20 protein-coding genes are annotated in these 20,518 nt (G+C 51.2%); 10 read left to right on the forward strand and 10 right to left on the reverse strand.

The features are described 5' to 3' along the window. Positions 1-53 precede the first annotated feature (53 nt). Genes ftsX through ftsY form a run of 3 tightly spaced genes read right to left on the reverse strand, consistent with a single transcriptional unit; the run spans position 54 to position 2,736 of the window. Positions 54-986: a permease-like cell division protein FtsX gene (ftsX, locus tag IE055_RS09910; protein ID WP_189400389.1), complete on the reverse strand. Its 933-nt coding sequence runs from the start codon at positions 984-986 to the stop codon at positions 54-56. Next, a complete protein-coding gene (gene ftsE / locus IE055_RS09915; RefSeq protein WP_189400391.1) occupies positions 987-1,685 on the reverse strand; it encodes a cell division ATP-binding protein FtsE in 699 nt (232 codons plus the stop codon). Positions 1,686-1,692: 7 nt separating this feature from the next. Continuing rightward, positions 1,693-2,736, reverse strand: coding sequence for a signal recognition particle-docking protein FtsY (ftsY, locus tag IE055_RS09920; protein ID WP_189400393.1), 1,044 nt, complete (start codon positions 2,734-2,736; stop codon positions 1,693-1,695). Positions 2,737-2,822: 86 nt separating this feature from the next. Here ftsY and rsmD point away from each other — a divergent pair, with 86 nt between their 5' ends. Genes rsmD through IE055_RS09935 form a run of 3 tightly spaced genes read left to right on the forward strand, consistent with a single transcriptional unit; the run spans position 2,823 to position 4,234 of the window. Beyond that, a complete protein-coding gene (gene rsmD, locus IE055_RS09925; protein WP_189400395.1) occupies positions 2,823-3,392 on the forward strand; it encodes a 16S rRNA (guanine(966)-N(2))-methyltransferase RsmD in 570 nt (189 codons plus the stop codon). 18 nt (positions 3,393-3,410) lie between these two features. After that, positions 3,411-3,908, forward strand: a complete 498-nt coding sequence (gene coaD / locus IE055_RS09930; protein WP_189400397.1) for a pantetheine-phosphate adenylyltransferase — start codon at positions 3,411-3,413, stop codon at positions 3,906-3,908. A 53-nt stretch (positions 3,909-3,961) separates the two neighbouring features. Continuing rightward, complete coding sequence (locus IE055_RS09935; protein ID WP_189400399.1) at positions 3,962-4,234, forward strand: YfhL family 4Fe-4S dicluster ferredoxin; 273 nt, start codon at positions 3,962-3,964, stop codon at positions 4,232-4,234. 5 nt (positions 4,235-4,239) lie between these two features. On the opposite strand, the gene IE055_RS09940 is transcribed toward IE055_RS09935, so the two are convergent. The 3 genes from IE055_RS09940 to IE055_RS09950 form a co-directional block, all read right to left on the reverse strand. After that, the gene (locus IE055_RS09940; protein ID WP_189400401.1) at positions 4,240-4,590 is read right to left on the reverse strand and encodes a hypothetical protein; all 351 of its coding nucleotides are present in this window, start codon (positions 4,588-4,590) and stop codon (positions 4,240-4,242) included. A 30-nt stretch (positions 4,591-4,620) separates the two neighbouring features. Next, positions 4,621-4,956, reverse strand: coding sequence for a hypothetical protein (locus IE055_RS09945; RefSeq protein ID WP_189400402.1), 336 nt, complete (start codon positions 4,954-4,956; stop codon positions 4,621-4,623). 121 nt (positions 4,957-5,077) lie between these two features. Continuing rightward, positions 5,078-7,114, reverse strand: coding sequence for a dynamin family protein (locus IE055_RS09950; RefSeq protein ID WP_189400403.1), 2,037 nt, complete (start codon positions 7,112-7,114; stop codon positions 5,078-5,080). Between the two features lie 447 nt (positions 7,115-7,561). Between IE055_RS09950 and mrcB the strand changes: the two genes are divergently transcribed. Further along, the gene (gene mrcB, locus IE055_RS09955; protein WP_189400405.1) at positions 7,562-10,159 is read left to right on the forward strand and encodes a penicillin-binding protein 1B; all 2,598 of its coding nucleotides are present in this window, start codon (positions 7,562-7,564) and stop codon (positions 10,157-10,159) included. A gap of 7 nt (positions 10,160-10,166) precedes the next feature. Further along, positions 10,167-10,673, forward strand: a complete 507-nt coding sequence (locus IE055_RS09960) for a tetratricopeptide repeat protein (RefSeq protein ID WP_189400407.1) — start codon at positions 10,167-10,169, stop codon at positions 10,671-10,673. Positions 10,674-10,690: 17 nt separating this feature from the next. Here the strand turns inward: IE055_RS09960 and IE055_RS09965 are convergent, their stop codons facing one another. Next, entirely contained in the window at positions 10,691-11,326 is a 636-nt protein-coding gene (locus IE055_RS09965) for a gamma carbonic anhydrase family protein (RefSeq protein ID WP_229794236.1), read from the reverse strand. On the opposite strand from IE055_RS09965, the gene zapE reads away from it, so the two are divergent. After that, positions 11,316-12,413 (forward strand): cell division protein ZapE, encoded by a 1,098-nt coding sequence (gene zapE, locus IE055_RS09970; protein WP_189401188.1) that lies wholly within the window; start codon positions 11,316-11,318, stop codon positions 12,411-12,413. The two genes, IE055_RS09965 and zapE, sit on opposite strands and share 11 nt — an antisense overlap. 18 nt (positions 12,414-12,431) lie before the next feature. Here the strand turns inward: zapE and IE055_RS09975 are convergent, their stop codons facing one another. Then, entirely contained in the window at positions 12,432-12,641 is a 210-nt protein-coding gene (locus IE055_RS09975) for a hypothetical protein (protein ID WP_189400409.1), read from the reverse strand. Positions 12,642-12,832: 191 nt separating this feature from the next. Beyond that, on the reverse strand, positions 12,833-13,252 hold the full coding sequence (locus tag IE055_RS09980) for a DUF2782 domain-containing protein (RefSeq protein WP_189400411.1): 420 nt from the start codon (positions 13,250-13,252) through the stop codon (positions 12,833-12,835). A 171-nt stretch (positions 13,253-13,423) separates the two neighbouring features. Here IE055_RS09980 and polA point away from each other — a divergent pair, with 171 nt between their 5' ends. From polA to IE055_RS09995, 3 genes are all read left to right on the forward strand, one after another. After that, on the forward strand, positions 13,424-16,132 hold the full coding sequence (polA, locus tag IE055_RS09985; RefSeq protein WP_189400413.1) for a DNA polymerase I: 2,709 nt from the start codon (positions 13,424-13,426) through the stop codon (positions 16,130-16,132). A 92-nt stretch (positions 16,133-16,224) separates the two neighbouring features. Continuing rightward, the gene (locus tag IE055_RS09990; protein ID WP_189400414.1) at positions 16,225-17,337 is read left to right on the forward strand and encodes a L,D-transpeptidase Cds6 family protein; all 1,113 of its coding nucleotides are present in this window, start codon (positions 16,225-16,227) and stop codon (positions 17,335-17,337) included. Then, positions 17,334-18,578, forward strand: coding sequence for a L,D-transpeptidase family protein (locus IE055_RS09995; protein WP_189400416.1), 1,245 nt, complete (start codon positions 17,334-17,336; stop codon positions 18,576-18,578). The genes IE055_RS09990 and IE055_RS09995 overlap by 4 nt, the downstream gene beginning before the upstream one ends. Before the next feature lie 467 nt (positions 18,579-19,045). Here IE055_RS09995 and yihA read toward each other — a convergent pair whose 3' ends face one another. Then, positions 19,046-19,660: a ribosome biogenesis GTP-binding protein YihA/YsxC gene (gene yihA / locus IE055_RS10000; protein WP_189400418.1), complete on the reverse strand. Its 615-nt coding sequence runs from the start codon at positions 19,658-19,660 to the stop codon at positions 19,046-19,048. 181 nt (positions 19,661-19,841) lie between these two features. Here yihA and IE055_RS10005 point away from each other — a divergent pair, with 181 nt between their 5' ends. After that, positions 19,842-20,462, forward strand: a complete 621-nt coding sequence (locus IE055_RS10005; protein ID WP_189400420.1) for a c-type cytochrome — start codon at positions 19,842-19,844, stop codon at positions 20,460-20,462. The last annotated feature ends 56 nt before the right edge of the window (positions 20,463-20,518 follow it).

The following is a 20,518-nucleotide window of genomic DNA, read 5'->3' on the forward strand; positions in this document are numbered from 1 at the left end:
CATCTTTAATCATACTGCTAGACTTATAAGGCCGACCGCGCTCGGACTTGCTTTCAGCGCGGTTGAATGTGGCGCAAATGCTGGGCGACAGACCAACGGGCGGCCAACCAGCCAAGCACAACGCCAGCGATCAGAATCGTTGCAATTTCACCGCTGTGCAGGGTATACACCATGGCTGCTGTATCGTATAACTCAATCAGTTTTGCAAGGGGCGCGGACACTAGATGCCCGGCGAGTTTGAGTAAGCCCAGCGTAATACTTGCACCGAACAAACCGAACAGCGCGCCATAATACAGAAATGGGCGTCGGACAAAGGTATTGGTGCCGCCGACCAGTTTGATAATTTCGATTTCAGAGCGTCGATTGAAGATCAATAATTTAATCGTGTTCCCCACAATCAGGATTAGTGCAACGCCTAGTAAACCGCTGAGTAAAATGGCGATGCGGGTAAACACACCCAAAATCGCATTGAATCGATTGGTCCAGTCCAGATCGAGCCGTATCGACTCAATGCCGTCAAATAAGGCCAACTCTTCTTTCAAGGCAACCAGTTGCGTTGGCCCGGCAGAGGACGCGTCAGGCATCACGACGATGGATGGTGGCAATGGATTCTCGCCCAAAAAGGCCAACTCTTGATCTAAGGAAATATCGCTGGATTTGGCACTCAGAATTCGAAACTCATCCAGAGCGGCTTCGGGCGTAACGAATTCAGCGAGTTCGATTGACGGATGCAGCTGGATTTCTTGAAATAAGGCACTCGCCGTGCTGTCGGAAATGTCTTTGTTGAGAAAAATACTAATTTGTGGACGGCCTTCCCAGTTTTGACTCAGGCTTTGAGCGCTTTTAATCCCGATGTACAGCAGGCAAGGCAGCAGTAAGGTGATGGCGATGATCAGCACCGTGTTGATGGTGGCGGTTGGCGTGCGCCGCATGTCGCCCAGGGTCGCAAACAGAACTTGCAGGTGTCGCGTAAGGTAGGTCAGCATTTAACTTTCCGCTTCTGGGTTGGGTTGGTGCGTAACCGGCTGTGCCAGGTTCATTAGTTGCCCGTGTGCCAAATGGATAGTGCGATTGCCGAGGCGTTCGATCTGTCGAAAATCATGGGTAGCGATCATCACTGTAACCCCGACCCGGTTAAAGTCTGCGAATATATCAATGATTTCGTCAGACAAAGCATCGTCTAGGTTGCCGGTCGGTTCGTCGGCGAGCAAGATGCTGGGTCGGTTGATGACGGCACGGGCGATGCCGACGCGTTGTTGTTCGCCACCCGAAAGTGTGATCGGTAACTGTTTTTCCTTGCCAGACAAGCCAACCTTGCCAAGTGCCGCACGAACCCGTTTTTGGATTTCATCATGTGGCATACCAATAACGATCAATGGGAGTGCCACGTTGTCGAATACTGAGCGGTCCATTAACAGTTTATGGTCTTGGAAAATGACGCCAATGTCGCGACGCAGCGCTGGAATTTTGTTATCGCGCAGACGGCTCAGGTTCTGGTTGTCGACCAGTATTTGTCCCGAGGTGGGTTTCTCGATACGGGTAATGAGTTTGAACAACGTACTTTTCCCCGCGCCGGAGTGCCCGGCCAAGAAGACCATTTCTCCGGCGGCAATATCAAAGCTGACGTCATGCAATGCTTCGTGACCATTCGGATAGCGTTTAGTAACGTGGCTAAGTTTGATCATGGCGTTGTTATTGCGGGTCTAAATCAGGCACTAGCGCGGCGGCAAAGCCGTCTGCATCAAACGCTTGCAGATCATTAAAGCCCTCACCTACGCCCAGATAGCGAATTGGCAGCTGATACTTCTGCGTGATCGAAATGGCCAATCCGCCCTTGGCAGACCCATCCAGTTTAGTGAGGCAGACACTGTTAACACCGACAGCGTCTTTGAAGTGATCTAATTGCGACAGCGCATTTTGGCCGGTGCCTGCGTCGAGAATCTGCATTACCTCATGCGGCATTGACGGGTCGAGGTTGCCAAGTACGCGATTGATCTTTTGCAGTTGCTCCATCAAATCTGATTGCGTGTGTAAACGACCCGCAGTATCAATCATGAGCACATGGGTGCCCTTAACGATTGCCGAGGTCAGTGCGTCATGGGCAACCGCGGCAGCATCGGCGCCGTGGCCTTGAGCAACCACCGGGATATCCAGACGACGACCCCATTCCTGCAATTGTTCGGTCGCCGCCGCACGAAATGTATCTGCCGCCGCAAACATAACCGAGCGCCCTTGGTCTTTGAATTGTTTGGCGATTTTAGCGGTCGTCGTGGTTTTACCAACCCCATTAACACCAACCATCAGCATCACATAAGGTCGCTGGTGTAGTACATTCCAAGGTTGCTGCGCTGGGCGCAACATTGTCGCGACTTCAGCGCGTAAGCCAGCAATGACGCCCGCGGCGTCTTGAATTTTGTGCTGCTTGACCCGAGTCCGTAGATTGTCGACCAGCTTTAGGCTTGCATCGACGCCGATATCGCTCGTGATCAGTACTTCTTCGAGTTCGTCGAACAAGTCGTCATCAAGGTCAAATGAGCCCTTAAAAACATCACCGATCTTGCCCAAAAGGTTGTTGCGACTTTTACTGAGCCCGTCTTCGACGGTGGCCGCCTCGGCGTTTAGATCGAGCGCTGACTCTGTGTTGCTCTTGTCACGGCTGAACAGGCGAGACAAGCCGGATTTCTTTTTCTTATTGTCGTCCGGGGTCGGGTTTTGCGGTGAATTCGTTTCGCTCATTCTGTGTATGTCTGTGGTAAGGTTGCGGCCAAGAAAGCTGTGCCATCTTGCGTGGCTCTATTGTAGGGATTGTCTCAGAAATCACAATGAAGCAAGCGAACAAATCAAGCCGTATTCGAATTATTGCAGGTCAGTGGCGCGGCCGTCGGTTGCCAGTTTTGACGCATGAGGGACTGCGTCCAACCACAGATCGAGTCCGCGAAACGTTGTTTAACTGGCTTATGCACGACCTTGCTGGCGCCCGATGTTTGGATTTGTTTGCTGGCAGCGGCGTACTCGGGCTCGAGGCTTTGTCGCGCGGAGCAGAACACGCTGTGTTTGTGGAATCGGATAAACGTGTCGCAGCGCAATTGGTCAGCAATCTGCGCGAACTGTCCGCACAGCAGCGCGGGCAAGTTCAATGCATGGATGCCTTAGTGTATCTGCGATCGCGTCCTGCAACCCCTCTGGACGTCGTGTTTGTGGATCCGCCATACCAGTCTCAGCTTCTCGAACAGGTGATTCAGTTGTTGCATGACAACGGTTGGTTGAGTGAACGCGCGGTTGTGTATCTCGAGCGATCGGCGCGGGATGCCTTGGTAAAGGTACCTGAAACATGGACGTTGCACCGCGAGGGGCGCGCTGGTCAGGTCGCGTATCGCCTTTATTTTGTGTAAATACGTTATACTGCGCGCATGAAAAAGATTGCTATCTACCCGGGCACCTTCGACCCGATCACTAATGGTCATCTGGATTTGGTGGCGCGAGCCGAACAAATTTTTGACGAGGTGATCATCGCTGTGTCCGATAATCCGCGCAAAAACCCCTTGTTCACGACGGCGGAACGTGTGGCCATGGTTGACGACGCCACGCAGCACATACCGCACGTGCGCGTTGAGAGCTTTGATGACCTGTTGGTTAACTTTGTGACGCGACAAAAAGCAAAGTTTGTTATTCGTGGCTTGCGCGCAGTATCCGACTTCGAATATGAATTTCAGCTCGCGTCAGCGAATCGGCGCCTAGACAGTAATGTGGAAACGATTTTCCTGACACCATCGGAAGCAAACTACTTTATTTCGTCATCTTTAGTGCGGGAGATTTCTTACTATAAGGGTGATGTAAGCAGTTTCGTACCACCGCATGTGGAGCTGGCGCTGCAGAATAAATGGGCGGCAGGTCGCCCGAGTAGTTAATCCCGTCAACGAGGCAATCTAGGTTGCTGAGTTGCTCAGAGTAGAGACAGACGATGGCGTTGTTTATTACCGATCAGTGCATCAATTGTGACGTGTGTGAACCGGAGTGTCCAAATGATGCGATATACCAAGGGGAAATGATCTATGAGATTGAGGCGTCGCGCTGTACTCAGTGCGTGGGACACTTCAAAGAGCAGCAGTGTGTGGTGGTATGCCCGGTAGACTGCATTCTAGTTGACCCGCAACACCCGGAAACGCCGACGCAGCTACAGGTCAAATACACCCAATTAACGGGGCAAAAATACGACGCGCAGAATGAGCAGTAATCGACTTACTGCTTAACCATATTCGGTATCCAAGAAATCTTTTTGTACTGCTTGTATTCTTTGACAAAATCCTTGGCGTTCCAAGTTTTAACTTGCTCGTAAAAACCTGGGCGAATCACTTTCAATGAAACTGTGGTGGCACCGTCGAATTTGATGGACTTGTCGAGAACCACGGGTGTCGGACCCAGGAAAATCCACTCGGGGTTCTCATCCCCTTTATATTTGACTTGCAACAAAGCATAGGCTCCAAGCGGATCGGAGTGAATCTTCAACGCGATATTGCGTTTACCGCTGCCGCACGCGGTCAGAGCAAGACAGAGCATCGCAATTGAGAATAGTTTGACTGAGTGTTTCATAGGGAGTGCTTGGTTTGGGTTGCTAGAGGCTTATTCGCCCTTCTTTTGCATGGAGACTTTTACTAGTTGCGCATTTTCCAGCGCTTCCTGCTCACTGGAGTGTCGCATACTGAGCCAGAAGGACGTTACTTTTTCATAGTAACCTTGTTTTTTTAGGCGAATCGGGATGTGCTGCCGATTACTGCTGCCGTCCTTCCAGAACATGGTGACCGGGGTATTGCCAATGATGGTGCCGTCATCAAGGTTGATAACCTCAGCGCCCGGCGGGTCCGACACGAACTTGACCGCGCCATAATGCGCACCACAGGCGGTTAAACTCAGGCAGGCCAGAGTGATGAAGAAAGTGGAGAACGATTTGGTCAGCATGTAGGCAGTTTTGAAGGTTTGTTTTGGCCGATGATAGCACACCGCGGAACGACGCAGACAGGGGCAAATGGATAGGCAATAATCTGGTAACGTGCGCACCAGTGGATTTGAATTGGTCGCACTAAAACTTCACTTTGTGGTCCCAGTAAAGGATATCCGCTGATTTGGCTTCTTCGGCTTCGGCCTCTTGTTCTGCTTCTTCGTTGGCGTGCGTTGCTTGAGAAAGCAGCTCAACCAGTTTTTCCTGATACTGGGTAAACTCACCGTGTTGTTCGACCAGTTCCGCTTGCATCACAGTAAGTTCCTGTAAGCGCTGTTCCACCGTGTCGGAGGCTTTATGGATGCGTTTCACACTTTCGAGTCGACGACGCAGCTGCGTATGATGCTCTCGAACATAGGTTTCCATTGGGACCATCAGGTTATTATTCCAGTTAGTGGCATCGCGCAGGGCGCGCGAGAAGACCTTGCGTGAAGCCTGGCAAACGGATTCGTAGAACCGGTTCGTGATCGACATTTGTTCGCGGAAAAATAACGTCTTTGTGTCTTTGAGGTGCCGGTGTTTGGCCTCTAGCCGCGCAATTTCCTGCTTAAATTTCTCCAGGCGCAGGCGGCGGACCTTGAAATTTGCAATGCCGTGATCTTGTTCGAAATCGCGAGTAATGTTCTCTGACAATGCGGCGATTTCATTGGCTTGTTCAATCGCGCTGTCTATATAGTAGTTAAGGCGTTCGAAATACTTTGAAATAGTCTTTTGCAGGGTGATAGATGACGCACAGCGAGCCATATTGTGCCGCGTGATGGCAATCAATTTTTCCAATCGGTCATTACTCAACAACTGGACTAATTTGGTGGTTTCTTTAGAGTACACCGCCCGCAGCGCTTGATAACGCTGCATGTCTTTTTCCAGCGACGATTTCTCGGATTGCACTTTCAACATGATATGAGAAATTACGTCGGTGTTTTTACTGCTTAACTGCTTGAGTTCCGCGATGTGTTCATCCGCATCTTTAAGACGATTGTCCATGATGGAGCTAGCAGAATCCAAAATGCCTTCCAGCGCGCTGCGGACCTTTTCGACTACGATCTTGCGTTTTTCTGGAATCAGTTTGCTGGCAATCGCGTTTTCCAGCGCTGGAATATTGCTGCGTTGCAGGAGTTCTGCATCGTCCGACAGTTTGGCGAGCAAGCCTTTTTGCGCGGACACAGGAAAAATGTTGGCCGGATCAAGCGCTAACGTTTTCGACGTGGCGGCCACCTGCGCATCGATCTCATTTTGAATTTCAGTCTCACTGCGAATGCCATCCCAGAGAGCGTCAATCTTATTCAATGCAACAAGTTTACGCTGGTTGCGTTCTTTCTCAGATTTTTCGCCGTCTAAATGCTGTTGCCACAGTTCTAAGTCTGTCGACGTGACGCCCGTGTCATGCGATAGGATGAACACCACGGTGTGCGCGGTCGCGAGTTGGTTGATCGTTAGCTCAGGCTCTGCACCGATCGCGTTAAGGCCCGGCGTGTCGAGAATCACTAGACCTTGTTCAAGCAGTGGATGGGGCAGGTTGATAATCGCGTGCCGCCAACTGGGGATCTGTACTTCGTCGTACTCGTTTACTGGCAGACCAATTTCAGAATTTTCGTCTTCCAGTAAATCAAATTTGAGCTCTTTGGCGTACGATTTGCTGACAAGCTTATTGTCCGTCATGCCGGTCATCGCGTCGCTGACGCTCTGTACGTCATCGGCATCAAAGGTAATCTCGCGCCACAATGATTTGTCTTTTTTTAGCTCGAACAGCGCGCGCTCATCTTTGCGTGATTCGATCGGTAGTAGACGAATCGAACTAGGCAGGTTCGGGTCATACATGAGTTCGGTTGGGCACATCGTGGTGCGACCAGAACCGGAAGGCAAGATGCGTTTTTTGTAGTTGCCAAAGAAGATGGTATTGATCATCTCAGATTTGCCACGTGAGAATTCAGCGACAAATGCCACCGACAGATTGTCGTCGGCCAGCGCGCCCAGTACGTTTTCGAACTGGTGATGCGTACGCAAATCAGTGACGTTTTTGGCTTTGAGGAAGGTGCTCAGATCTTGTACTGCGCCACTTACTGCGGTGCGCCAGTCAGAGTATTCCTGTATATCAGATTGCAGATTTTTTTCGGTCACTGTCGAGCTCGTATTGTATCGAAGTTACGTCACGCCTTGTTTCAAGTTAGTTCGTTGATCTGTCTGCCGTTGTCAAGGTGCGACCCATACCCAGTCTGCACCTCGCAACGCCATACCTGTCAACGACTAGACGCTGTATGTTGGATGGCGCGCTGTGCATGATCTTGCCCAACCGATCTAACAACTTTCGCACAGTCTGAGGCTGTTCACAACTGAGCAAATATTGTCACCCAGTGTCCGCCACACACCCAGCGTTGCCCAATTCCACACAAAGATCATATCTGAGGCATTGAGTCGCCGTCAATCAATAATTAAGGCATTAAATTAGTTAGTATCTATAAGTCATTGTTATTAAACGCTATATCGAGCCAAAGATGTGGCGTGTTGGTGCGCTCGTGTTACACGCCAGTCACGTTCAAAAGTCGGTGGTTGTAATTGTGCTCTACTATGGTCAGAATCACGGCTCGTCCCGGGTTTGGGTCACCTGATTGTGGCACCCTGTTTGTAGACACTATCATCGCCATGCCGAATAACAAAGCATCCAAAAAAAAACGTACGAAACGAGGCAAAAAGACCGTAGCCAGTGGCCGATCTAATTCTGGCCAGAAGCGTCTTAACTTGGAAAAACGCACGTCCACCAAGCGCGGGAGTCTCAAGCGGCCGGCTGGCAAGGCCAAGCGCCGAGGATTTTGGTCGTTTCTAAGATTTTGGCTGTTACGTTTGACTATGCTCGCGTTCTTGGCCCTGCTTTGCTTCACCGTGTACTTGGATATTTCGATTCGCAAGAAGTTTGAAGGGCAAAAATGGGCCTTGCCTGCGCATGTTTACACCCGGCCAATGGAGCTGTATATCGGGCAGCGGTTTGATGAAAAGCTGGTATTGGCGGAGCTCAGTGAGTTGGGTTACACCCGACGTTCCGCGTTGGATCGGGTTGGGTCGTATCGATACAGTCCGTCTGAATTGGCGATCTATCAGCGTGAGTTCCGATTCTGGGATGAGTTGCGACCACAACAAATTATTCGCCTTTCGTTGCGGGCAGGGCGTATCGAGGCGATCTCGGTGGAACAGCCCGATGTCACGGCGGCCAGTCACAATACCGAGATTGTCAGGTTGGAGCCGCGTTTGTTTGGCAGTGTCTCGCCGATGAGTCATGAAGACCGCTCCTTGTTACGCATCGATGAAGTGCCGACTGAGTTAATCGAAGGCTTGATTGCGAATGAGGATCGTCAATTTCGTTCCCATTTTGGCGTCAATCCTTTGGGGATTGTACGCGCTATGATTCGCAATATGCGAGCTGGTCGAGTAGTGCAAGGCGGTAGTACACTGACTCAACAGTTAGTGAAAAATTATTACCTTTCCTCGGAGCAAACATATAAACGCAAAGCCGTGGAAGCCATCATGGCTGTGCTGTTAGAGCTGCATTACAGTAAAGACGAAATCCTGCAGGCGTACCTAAATGAAGTGCATTTGAGTCAGGTCGGCAATCGAGCAATTCACGGTTTCGGGTTGGCTAGTCGCTACTTTTTTGGTCGACCGTTGCAGGAGTTGGATCTGGATCAAATCGCGGTTTTGATTGCGGTCAATAATGGGCCTAGCAAGTACAACCCGATTCGGAATCCAAACAATGCATTGCAACGCCGAAACTTGGTGTTGAAAACCATGTTGGAACAGGGCGTGATCGATGATGCGGCTTACCAACGAGCGATTGCGTCGGATTTAAAATTGAGCCCCACTGCGGCACGCGCGGCACTGTTATCCTACCCAGCTTTTATGGGGTTTGTGCGACAAAACCTGCAACAGGATTATCATCAAGAAGATCTCTTGAATGATGGTTTGCAGATACACACCACACTCAATCCGCGGATTCAGGAAAGTCTGGAGAAGGCTGTTCGTGAGGAGCTGGCCGCGGTTGAACGGGACAAAGGCATCACGGCGAATAGTTTGCAGGTGGCGGCGGTGGTTATTCGTACCGATAACGGCGAAGTCGCCGCCATGCTGGGTGATAGGAACCCGAGTTTTTCTGGGTACAACCGTGCTCTGAACGCGAAGCGGCCAGTAGGTTCATTGCTTAAACCCTTTGTCTATTTAACTGCCCTGGAAGCGCCGAACAAGTACTCGCTTGCAAGTTTGGTGTCCGACCGTTCGATCACGGTCTCGCAGCGCGGTAGCCCCGACTGGCAGCCGCAGAATTATGATAAGCAAGAGCATGGCGACGTGATGCTAGTCGAAGCCTTGTCACGTTCGTACAATCTGGCGACCGTCCAACTGGGTATGGAACTTGGTGTGGATGAGGTGGCGGACACGATTCGTCGATTGGGGTACAACGACAAAGTAAGTGAATTGCCTTCGGTCTTGCTCGGTGCAGTTCCCATGACGGTGATGGATGTTGGTCAATTGTATCTTAGTCTAGCGTCCGGTGGATTTAAGACCCCCATCAAGGGTATCCGATCAGTATTAAGCAATGAGAATGACCCTCTGGCGCGATACTCGCTGGACATTGAGCAAGTGATCGAGCCGGAGTTTACGATTCTGATTAATTACGCGTTACAGGATGTGGTTCGAAATGGTACCGCACGCAGCGTTTTAACCGGATTTCGTTACGATTACGGGTTGGCTGGCAAGACCGGCACCACCGACGACTATCGAGACAGCTGGTTTGCCGGATTCTCGGGCAATTATCTGACCGTGGTTTGGGTTGGTCGAGATGACTACCAATCTACCGGTTTGACGGGTGCGAGTGGCGCGGCACGTTTGTGGTCAAAGACAATGCAAGCAATGCCATTAGAACGCTTTGAGCTGGGGTACAGTGACGCTGTGGTATCGCAGGTAGTGCATTATTCGGTGGACCCGATACGTCAGGACTGCAGTTTATCTCGTAATCTGCCCATTTTGATTGAGTCTTTAGAGTTGGAAAATATACCGTGTGCAAATCGGATACAGTATGATCTGGACAATGAAGATGAGATGCAACATTTTGAACCGTGGCCTAAGGAACCGCCAGCCAGGCGTAAAAAGAAGTCTTGGTGGCAGCGTTTATTTGACTAGTACGGGCGTGAGACTTGGGTCTGCATTGCGGGTCTGGTTGTTGGTGGCCTTGCTGGGCTTTCTGAGTGCGTGTGCCTCGACCCGAGACCTGACGCCACCAGCGACGGTTGAAGATCGCGCTGTGGTGGATGGTGAGGCCTTGCCGTTACCTGACGATGATGTGATTCAAGCGGAGTCGATGGGGTATGCGCAGGGTATGTCGCCGGTGGTTAAACGATTGGTCAGTGTTGCGCAGCAACAACGAAATCAACAGGACTGGGATGGGGCCGCGGATTCACTTGAGCGTGCGCTGCGAATCGAACCGCGTAATGCATTGTTATGGGGGAAGCTGGCCGATGTGCGGTTTGCACAGCAGTCATGGCGTCAAGCAATTCAGTTAGCCGCAAAATCCAATACCTTGGCTGGCGCCGATAACGCGTTGAGACGGCAGAATTGGTATTTGATGGCCAATGCTTACGACGCGCTGGGCGACGCCACCTCTGCGCTAAAATATCGCACTAAGTTGATGGAATAGCCGGTCGCCGAATGAGATCAGGCATTATTGCTGCCTTGCTCTTGACGATACTCAGTCGCAAGTCGAACATAGCGCTGACGGTTGATTTCAAAGAAAGCCAAATCTGATTCGTTAATATCGCGCAGTTTCTTAGCGGGACTGCCAGCCCAGACTTCACCAGCCGGCACGACCTTTCCCGGAGTGACCAGTGCGCCAGCGGCGACCATTGCGCCGCGTTCCACTAAGCAATCATCCATGACGCAGGCCTGTATCCCAATAAAGGCGTCATCTTCGATCGTGCAAGCATGCAAAATCGCAGAGTGACCGACAGTAATGTCATTACCTAAGTAGGTGCCTTGGCCGCGTTCAGCGCAGTGGATCATGGTTAAATCCTGAATGTTAGTGCGTTCGCCGATGCGAATTTCGTTGACATCACCGCGCACCACACAGCCATACCAGATGCCAGATTCAGCGCCAACCTGAACATCACCGATGATCGTTGCTGTCTGGGCGATAAAGGCAGATGGGGCTAGGGTGGGGCATACACCGCGATACGGGAGCAAAATCCCCTGGTTGTTGGGCACTTTCATGGTTGTTTCACTGACATTTTCATAACTGCTTACGGTAAACTCAACGCCCTGCAATAGCAATCCAACTTTGATGATGGTCGACACGCCGCTTTCGCGATACCAGCAAGACTTACAAAAACCTGAGTTTGCCGAAGACCCGGCACAGCAATTGGCAGTGCAGCATTTGCAACGCTTGTATGATGCGTTGCTGAATCAGCCCCCTCAGCGCGCTGGCTGGTTGTCGCGCCTCGGTATTGGTAAAACGAGCAAGGAGCCGGTAAAAGGCTTGTACTTTTGGGGCGGCGTAGGTCGAGGGAAAACCTATCTCGTCGATACTTTCTATGATTGTTTGCCATTTGAGCAAAAGCTGCGCATGCACTTTCATCGCTTTATGCATCGCGTACACTTGGAGCGTAAGGCTTTGCGTGACCAGGCTGATCCATTGGTCATTATCGGAAAGCAGTTAGCAAAAGAGGCGCGAGTTCTGTGTTTCGATGAGTTTGTGGTCAACGATGTGGCGGATGCCGTGATTCTGGTGAAACTGATGCGCGTGCTGTTTGATGAAGGCGTCACGCTGGTGGCGACAAGTAATGTCGAGCCGGACAACCTCTACCTCGGTGGGCTACAGCGCGACTTATTCCTGCCCGCGATTGCTATGATTCATCGGTACACTGACGTGGTTAATATCGACTCTGGAATTGATTATCGGCTGCGCTTTCTGGATAAAGCTGAGACGTACTTTACTCCAGTTGATGAGTTGGCTAGGAAGGGCATGCAATACAACTTTGAGCATCTTGCGCCGGAGCCTGGGATAGCCAATGCCTTGATTGAAGTAGAAGGTCGGGAGTTGCGTTCGATTCGACGCGCAGATGGTGTGATCTGGTTCGACTTTACCGAATTGTGTGACGGGCCCAGGTCACAAAATGACTACATCGAGCTGGCGCGGTGCTTTCATTCAATACTGCTCAGTGATGTGCCAGTGATGGATCGTTTAATGGAAGATCAGGCGCGACGGTTTATTAATCTGGTCGACGTATTTTATGATCACAATGTGAAGTTGATCATTTCGGCTGCGGCCCAGGTTGAGGCGTTATACAATGGTACGCGCGTCGCGTTTGAGTTTCAGCGGACCATGAGTCGGTTGCAGGAAATGCAATCGCACGATTACCTTGCACTCAGCCATAAAGCATAAGCTCTACTGATCTTGGGTTCAGTCACATTGCCAAGAGCGGATTAGTTCGCCGCGTTCATGTTCACCAATCGGATACCATGAGTAGCCCTGGATGAGTTCGGTGATGTTTTCGTCCTCTTTTGCGCGCTTAAATTCCATCAGGCTGTCGCTTTCACAGTCTTTGCTAGCGTAGATGCGGCATTGTTTGAACCCGAACTGCATAGCCCGATACAAGCGTGCGCGTTTCATTAGGTTGTGACAACCGGCCTCGCGGGATTTTCGGGTGGTAAACCGCAGTCGCTGAGTTATGCCATCCTTATTAACTTTGTACAGTCGCATTTCCTGGCGCGTTGATGAGGACTGTGGGTCGTCCGCCAACGAGGCGGCCGACCAAAATAAGTATAGGCTAGTCAGCAATAAGACCGTGAGTCGTGGTCGCATTACCAAGAACCGATCCGCCATTTAGGCAAGTTAGGCGTGTCTTCGATATCGGTTGGCTCACTCTCGATATTGCCGTCAGAGTCGGTCTCTTCGATATACTGATTCGGGCCGGCGGAATGTTGTATTTCGATTTGATAAACCTGACCACTCTCGCGGCGTGATTCTTTGATCTTGGTGGTGCCGAACAGGCGACCAGATTTTTTTTGTTCCTTGCCGTCAGTGACAGCACTGTCATTCTGGGGCTGCGCTTGTTCGTTGGCTTCAGCTTCGGCAATTTGTTCCGCTGTGGCAGGTTCCCCTTTGGTGTCTTGCCCGAGCGTCGGCGGTGGTGCGGTTTCGGCGTGACTCAATTGTACCGGGGCGGTCGCCATAGATACGCCGGCGGCAAGTAACAAAACAGATAAGCTTGATTTACACATGGGTACGCTCCGCATGACATTAACTCCGCTCGCGAAAAGCTCTAGGATTAGAGTTCGTGATCGGAGTCGACTTAACTATCATGTTATCATATCCGCTTGAAATCGAAAGGGCATCACCGCACTCTGGCAGTGCTTGACCCTTGCTACCAGACGCCAACATTCCAGACTACCATGAAGCAACCCGAGTTGATCCTGATCGACGGTTCGTCCTATCTGTACCGTGCCTTCTATGTGCCTCAATTAAAGCGCATGCAAACCACTTCAGGTCAGCCGACAGGTGCTGTTTTTGGCATCATTAATATGATCAAGAGCCTAATGAGTGAGTATCCCGAGTCTCATATCGTGGCGGTGTTTGATGCCAAGGGTAAGAATTTTCGCCATGACCTATACGAAGACTACAAGGCGAACCGACCACCGATGCCGGACGAACTACGCAGTCAGATCGATTTTGTGCACCGAGGTATCAAGGCCATGGGTTTGCCCTTGGTCGCGATTACCGGTGTGGAAGCAGATGACGTCATCGGTACATATGCAAAGCAGGCCAGTGAAAAAGGCAAAACAGTTTTGGTTGCCAGCGGTGACAAGGACCTGGCTCAGATTGTGAATGACCGCGTGAATCTGATTGATACCATGAAGAAGGTGATTATGGATGTTGACGGCGTGGTCGAGAAGTTTGGCGTACGGCCAGATCAGATTATCGATTTTCTGACCCTGACTGGCGACACCTCAGACAATATTCCCGGTGTGCCAAAAGTTGGGCCAAAGACCGCGGTTAAGTGGTTGAGCGAATACGACACACTGGATGGCGTGATCGAGAATGCAGATCAGATTGGCGGCAAAGTCGGTGAGAACCTGCGTGAATTTATTCCACAGCTACCGTTGTCTAAGGACTTGGTGACCATTCGCTGCGAATTGGAGTTGGATCCGGCGCTCGAAGAGTTGCATGCGAAGGAGCCCGACACGGATACGCTGATCGATATTTATCAAACCCTACAATTCAAGAAATGGCTGGGTGAACTGGGTGAGACGCTCCAGGCTGGCAGTGGTGCTGCCCAGATAGGCGAATTTAAACCCGGAAAGTACAGCACCATACTGAACGAATCCGAGTTTGAAGACTGGCTAAGTCGACTGGCTTCGAGCGAGGGGTTTGCCTTCGATACGGAAACCACGTCGGTGCACGCGCAAGCCGCCGAGCTGGTTGGGTTGTCGTTCGCCATCAACGCGGGCGAGGCGGCGTATGTGCCGGTCGCGCACAGCTATCTTGGTGCGCCTGATCAACTCGATCGTGACTGGGTCTTGCAGAAACTGAAACCGCTGCTCGAAGATCCGAATTTACCGAAGATTGGCCAGAATCTTAAGTATGACATGAGCGTGCTGGCAAATTATTCGATTAGTATGCAAGGTGTCCAATTCGACACCATGTTGGAATCGTATGTACTCAATAGTGTGAGTTCGCGCCATGATATGGACACGCTCTCGGAAACGCATCTCGGCCACACTCCAGTGCCGTTTACGGAAGTCGCCGGCAAGGGAAAATCGCAGCTGACCTTTGATCAGATAGAATTGGAGACAGCATCGCGTTATGCGGCGGAAGACGCCGATGTGACTTTGCGTTTGCACCACGTCTTGATGCCACAGCTTACGGCCAAGCCAGGATTACACAAAATTTTTACTGAACTCGAGATGCCGTTGGTGAGTGTGCTGTCTCGCATTGAAGATAACGGCGTGTTGATTGATGATGCGATGCTGTTACAGCAAAGCCAGCAGTTGGCGATGAGTATGCAGCAAAGTGAGTCTCGCGCCTATGAGCTGGCCGAGGGCGAATTTAACCTGGCTTCGCCGAAGCAGATCCAGGAAATTTTGTACGATCGAATGGGCTTGCCAGTCTTGAGAAAGACCCCGAAAGGCGCACCGTCGACAGCCGAAGATGTGTTGCAGGAGCTGGCGCTGGATCACGAACTGCCGCGTTTGATTCTGGAGCACCGCAGTTTGGGAAAGCTAAAGTCCACTTACACCGATAAGCTGCCGACCATGATCAACCGTCGCACTGGACGAGTTCATACCTCATATCATCAGGCGGTGGCCGCCACCGGGCGGCTGTCGTCGAGCGACCCGAATCTACAAAATATTCCGATACGCACCCTAGAAGGTCGGCGTATACGGGAAGCGTTTATCGCCGAACCCGGTTGTCATATTGTGGCGGCTGATTACTCGCAGATCGAATTGCGGATCATGGCGCACCTGTCCGCCGATGCCACGTTGCTGGATGCCTTTCAGCATGGGCTAGACATCCATCGCGCTACCGCCGCAGAAATCTTTTCGGCGCCGTTAGACGACGTCACCGACGAACAGCGGCGCCATTCAAAGGCGGTCAACTTCGGTTTGATTTACGGGATGTCTGCGTTCGGTTTGGCGAAGCAGTTAAATGTGGAGCGCAAGCAGGCGCAAAGTTATATTGATCAGTACTTTGAACGGTACCCGGGCGTCAAAGCCTATATGGAAAATACCCGAGAATCCGCTCGCGAGCGCGGGTTTGTTGAAACGGTGTTTGGTCGTCGTTTGTATCTACCGGACATCAACGCCAAAAACCACAACGTAAGGCAATATGCAGAACGTACCGCAATTAATGCACCGATGCAGGGCACTGCCGCCGATATCATCAAGATGGCAATGATTGCCGTGGATCAATGGATTCGAGCTGAGGCACCGCAGATCAAGATGGTGATGCAGGTGCACGACGAGCTGGTGTTCGAAGTGCCGGACAGTATGTTAGACAGTGGAATTGCGTCGATTCGAGATATCATGCAGCAGGTGGCCAAATTGGATGTCCCGCTGTTAGTCGACGTAGGAAATGGCAGTAATTGGGCGCAAGCTCATTAACTGTCCTCTGCGTGACTGACAGTCATTCCAACCTGTTTTAGAATCGCGGGCCAAGCTGCAGATTATTTAGTTTAGATCTCCTTATTGTGTGTATGAAAACCTTTAATTTTCGCATCGTTGTCCCAGCCGTGACGGTGGCGCTGTATGTCGCTTCGGCGTTCGCTAATGTTGCCATCGCGCAATCCTCGCCAGCCGTATCGCTGGTTGATGTTGCTGCACAGATCGATGCGGGTCAGTGGCGTGCGGCCGAACGGAATCTCCAAGCGATGTTGAAGGCCGACCCATCGCGACTTGAGTACTACGTTAACCTGGCGGCTTTGTATGCGCGTCAAGGTAAACTGAATCAGGCCAAAGTGAGTTTGCAACAGGGTTTGCAAGCGGATCAACATGCTGCAATGTTGTGGGCAGGGTTGCAGCGTATCAATGGCGCGTTAGCCGCCAACGCTTATCAGCGTGCGTTGGACAAAAATGAACCAGATTTGGCCTTAAAGGCGGTACAGCTCCCAGTTGTGCGCACGCTGGCGTCGGAAACAAGGTCTGAAATCGCTATACCTGAGTCGTTCGCTAAGCCAGAGATGCCAAGTCCCGAGGCGCACAACGCAGAAGTTGCGGCATTGACCGCTGAACTAGCGGCACAAAAGCGGCATTATGAACAAAAGTTGGATCAGTTGCAGCGTCAAATGAGTGAGCAAGAAGCGGTAATTGCTGAGATGAGAAGCAAGCAATCAGTTCCGGTTCTGGGTCAACACCAGGAATCCCCTGTGAGTATACCAGTGATGCGTCAGCAAACCGAAGCATCACCCGTCGACCCCACCAGCACACTGGACACCATATCGATTGAAAGTGGGTTGTCATTAGATCAAGCTGCGATTCAGCATGTACAGCGGTGGGCATCGGCTTGGGCGGCACGTGACAAAGCGGCCTACATTGCGTTTTACGACACAGATTATGCTCCTGGGGAGTATGTGAATCGCACGCGTTGGTTGCAGCAGACCGACCTATATTTCGCCAATGCGAAACCTATTCAGCTCGATCTTTCGGACTTCGAAGTGATAGATCAAGGTGGCTCCGTGGCGGTGACCTTTTCTCAGCACTACCAATCGGCCTCGTTTGATGAAACGTCTCGCAAGAGACTGGTGTTCGTGCTGTCAAATAGTGACTGGCGCACGGCGAAAATCATCAAAGAACAGACGGTGTCAGGATGAGTCGAGTACGTTGGGTGGCAGTGTTTGCTGCAATGTGTGGTGCAGCCCCGCTTGCCGCGGAACAGCTGGTGCAGCCAACCATCACTAGAGACCCAACACATGAGTTGCACGCGGTGGCCTCGAATGGCGATTACGAAGCACAGCTCCTGGCTGTGATTGACGCAATTCAAAGTGGGCAGTTGAGACAGGCGCTAGAGCAGGCGGACACGCATTTATCCCAGTTTCCCAAGAGTCGAGTAGGACACTTCTTGCGCGCCGAGGTTCTAATGGCAATGTCGGGGGACACGGCGCTGTTTGGTGCCCGAGCCTCGATTCCGGAAGAGGTGTTACGTGGTCTGGTGCATCAGCTTAAAAATCGCTGGCAACACCGGCATGACAACGCACAAGCGCTGCACACACGGTTACCGGCAGACTTAGTGTTGATGGGCAAATACCAGCATGTGCTGGTGGCTGACCTGACGGCTGGCCGGCTGTATGTGTATGCAAATAATGACGGACGCCCGAAGTTAGTCCGTGATTACTATTTAACCATGGGGTCACAAGGCTTTGGTAAACAGGTCGAGGGCGATAACAAAACCCCGATTGGTATCTACCGAGTGACACGGCATATCGAAGGAAAAGCGTTGCCGGATTTGTACGGCAAAGGTGCTTTTCCGGTTGATTATCCGAATAGGTACGACCGTTATTTGGGTCGTACCGGCTACGGCATCTGGCTGCATGGCACGCCATCCGACACCTATGCGCGCGCGCCATGGTCGAGTGAAGGCTGTTTTGTGTTAAGCAATGATGATTTATTAGACGTGGCGCAGTTTGTGGATGTGCAAGCCCATACTCCGGTGTTGCTCAGCGAGCAGGTTGCTTGGCTGGATCAACAGGATGCCGCGGCACAACAAGCCGAGTTGTTGGCAGTGATCGCTCGTTGGGAGAAGGACTGGGAGGCAATCGACACGGATGCCTTAATTGCTCATTACTCGTCTGAGAATTTTAATCTCGGGCACGGTGATTTCGCGCAATGGGCGGCACGCAAAAAGCAGGTTAATCGCGCTAAGACTGACATCGACCTAGAATTGGAGATACACAGTCTGTTTCGCTATCCGGGCAAGGCAGCTATGTTCGAAGTCACCTTCACTCAGCATTACGCCAGTAATAACTTCTCGAATACGGCCGAAAAGCGCCAGTTGTGGCAAAAAAATTCTGCTGGACGCTGGCAAATTATTTTTGAAGGGAAGCCTAAACGGTAAATTGATTTTGACTTGAGTTGCGACCACGATACAGTGTCGGGTCGCTAGCTTGTTCTTGTTTTAAGTATGGTGCAGTTATTCTTAACTACAGTACAACAGGCAAGAAAGATGGAAGAAAAACCTGCCCTTGAAGGGTCTGATGCGTATTTAGAAACTAGATGCCTAGGGTAGGCGAAATACCGTGTGTGAGGTATTCCAAGGGGATGTCGTTTGGGGGGACTGCCTACCCTAGGCAATTCTTTCAAGTGCTACTGAACGCGTCGTTCAATAGCGCCTATATTCGCTGGGTGTTAATAAAATCAGACTAGAAAGTAGCCGATGCTGGCTAATTGAAGACTTTCAAATGATTCTTATTCGCAACCCGTTAAAATCTAACAAGGGGAACGATATGTGAAAATGACTTTCGTTTCAAGCGTGTTTGTAAAAAATTTACAAACTTATTTACAAAACTGTCAATAAAGCCCGTGTCAGGCGACTACCCATTCCGCTAATTGTGCCCGCATGGCTTCAACCCCGAGGTAGGTTTGGGAGGAAAAAGCTTCGACCCCAAACTGGCCGTTTACCTTGTTCAATTCGCGCTCAACTTCTAGCGTTATCGCGGCGACTCTTCCACGTTTAAACTTATCGGCTTTGGTGAGTAGCACCTGGGTTGGCAGATCGGCTTCACTGGCCCAACGCACCATTTGCCAATCCAGATCGGTCAATGGGTGGCGAACGTCCATAAGCAAGACCAAGACACGTAGATTTGGGCGGCCAGTCAGGTATTCGTGAATGGTTTTCTCCCATTTTTGCTTAACCGCAAGCGGTACTTGCGCGTAGCCGTAGCCTGGCAGATCGACCAAGCGCGCGTGTTCGCCCATGGAAAAAAAATTTATTTGTTGTGTGCGGCCAGGTACCTTACTGGTCCGCGCAAGCTTTCGTCGATTACAAATCGCGTTGATGGCACTGGATTTACCCACGTTCGAACGACCGGCGAAAGCAATTTCAACCTGATCATCTTGCGGGAACTGGTGGGGTTCAGCGGCGCCGAGCAAGAACTCGGGGGCACGCAAAATTTCTGGTAAAGAGCTATTCGTAGACACGGGAGATTAATGGGCTGCTGGACATCCATTGAGTGTACCAAATACATCGCCTTTAAGTGAGCTGCACGTCATGCTTATTTTCGCTAAAAGCAACCGGCACACTTGAGGCCGTCGGAGCGTCGTGATATAAAACCCGCCACTAAGAAACGCATTCCTTGAGCCTGTTACTGGAGACTCGTCAATGTTGAAAAAATTATTAGCAATAGCCGGCATTTCGTTATCCGGCATGGCCATGACGACAATGGCTCTGGCCGCAGGTGATGCCGAGGCGGGAAAAGCAAAATCAGCGGTGTGTGCTGCGTGTCACGGCGCGGCTGGTGTGAGTAGTCTGCCAATCAACCCAAACTTGGCAGCACAAGTGCCCGGTTATATCAGTGCTCAGTTGAAAGCATTTAAATCTGGTGAGCGTCAAAACGCGATTATGGCGGGCCAAGTGGCTGCATTGACTGAAGAAGACATGGCGGATCTTGATGCATACTACGCGTCTTTGCCAGCTAGCACCGAAGTCAGCCTAACTGAAGAAGATATTGAAATGGCGGTCGCTGGTGAGAAATTGTATCGCGGTGGCTTCGCCGAGCGTGGTATTTCAGCGTGTATGGGTTGTCATGGGCCAAGTGGACACGGCATTCCGATTCACTATCCTCGCGTAGCAGGTCAGCATAAAGGCTACTTGGAGCAGCAACTATTGGCATTTAAGAAGGGTGAGCGCGTGGGCCATGCGGGTATCATGAAAAGCGTTGCCTTCAGTTTGTCTGAGCAGCAAATCAAGGAATTATCTGCTTACATGGCGGGGCTGCGATAAGCACACCATCTCGGTAGAGAACAAATACCTGAAGCGGCCGACATTGGCCGCTTTTT

This window comes from Arenicella chitinivorans, assembly GCF_014651515.1.
Taxonomy (GTDB): domain Bacteria; phylum Pseudomonadota; class Gammaproteobacteria; order Arenicellales; family Arenicellaceae; genus Arenicella; species Arenicella chitinivorans.

Excerpts from the sequence above, each read along its gene's own strand:
- ftsX (WP_189400389.1), bottom strand. The coding sequence starts at position 986 with ATGCTGACCTACCTTACGCGACACCTGCAAGTTCTGTTTGCGACCCTG.
- ftsE (WP_189400391.1), bottom strand. The coding sequence starts at position 1,685 with ATGATCAAACTTAGCCACGTTACTAAACGCTATCCGAATGGTCACGAA.
- ftsY (WP_189400393.1), bottom strand. The coding sequence starts at position 2,736 with ATGAGCGAAACGAATTCACCGCAAAACCCGACCCCGGACGACAATAAG.
- rsmD (WP_189400395.1), top strand. The coding sequence starts at position 2,823 with ATGAAGCAAGCGAACAAATCAAGCCGTATTCGAATTATTGCAGGTCAG.
- coaD (WP_189400397.1), top strand. The coding sequence starts at position 3,411 with ATGAAAAAGATTGCTATCTACCCGGGCACCTTCGACCCGATCACTAAT.
- IE055_RS09935 (WP_189400399.1), top strand. The coding sequence starts at position 3,962 with ATGGCGTTGTTTATTACCGATCAGTGCATCAATTGTGACGTGTGTGAA.
- IE055_RS09940 (WP_189400401.1), bottom strand. The coding sequence starts at position 4,590 with ATGAAACACTCAGTCAAACTATTCTCAATTGCGATGCTCTGTCTTGCT.
- IE055_RS09945 (WP_189400402.1), bottom strand. The coding sequence starts at position 4,956 with ATGCTGACCAAATCGTTCTCCACTTTCTTCATCACTCTGGCCTGCCTG.
- mrcB (WP_189400405.1), top strand. The coding sequence starts at position 7,562 with ATGGTCAGAATCACGGCTCGTCCCGGGTTTGGGTCACCTGATTGTGGC.
- zapE (WP_189401188.1), top strand. The coding sequence starts at position 11,316 with ATGGTCGACACGCCGCTTTCGCGATACCAGCAAGACTTACAAAAACCT.
- IE055_RS09975 (WP_189400409.1), bottom strand. The coding sequence starts at position 12,641 with ATGAAACGCGCACGCTTGTATCGGGCTATGCAGTTCGGGTTCAAACAA.
- IE055_RS09980 (WP_189400411.1), bottom strand. The coding sequence starts at position 13,252 with ATGTGTAAATCAAGCTTATCTGTTTTGTTACTTGCCGCCGGCGTATCT.
- polA (WP_189400413.1), top strand. The coding sequence starts at position 13,424 with ATGAAGCAACCCGAGTTGATCCTGATCGACGGTTCGTCCTATCTGTAC.
- IE055_RS09990 (WP_189400414.1), top strand. The coding sequence starts at position 16,225 with ATGAAAACCTTTAATTTTCGCATCGTTGTCCCAGCCGTGACGGTGGCG.
- IE055_RS09995 (WP_189400416.1), top strand. The coding sequence starts at position 17,334 with ATGAGTCGAGTACGTTGGGTGGCAGTGTTTGCTGCAATGTGTGGTGCA.
- IE055_RS10005 (WP_189400420.1), top strand. The coding sequence starts at position 19,842 with ATGTTGAAAAAATTATTAGCAATAGCCGGCATTTCGTTATCCGGCATG.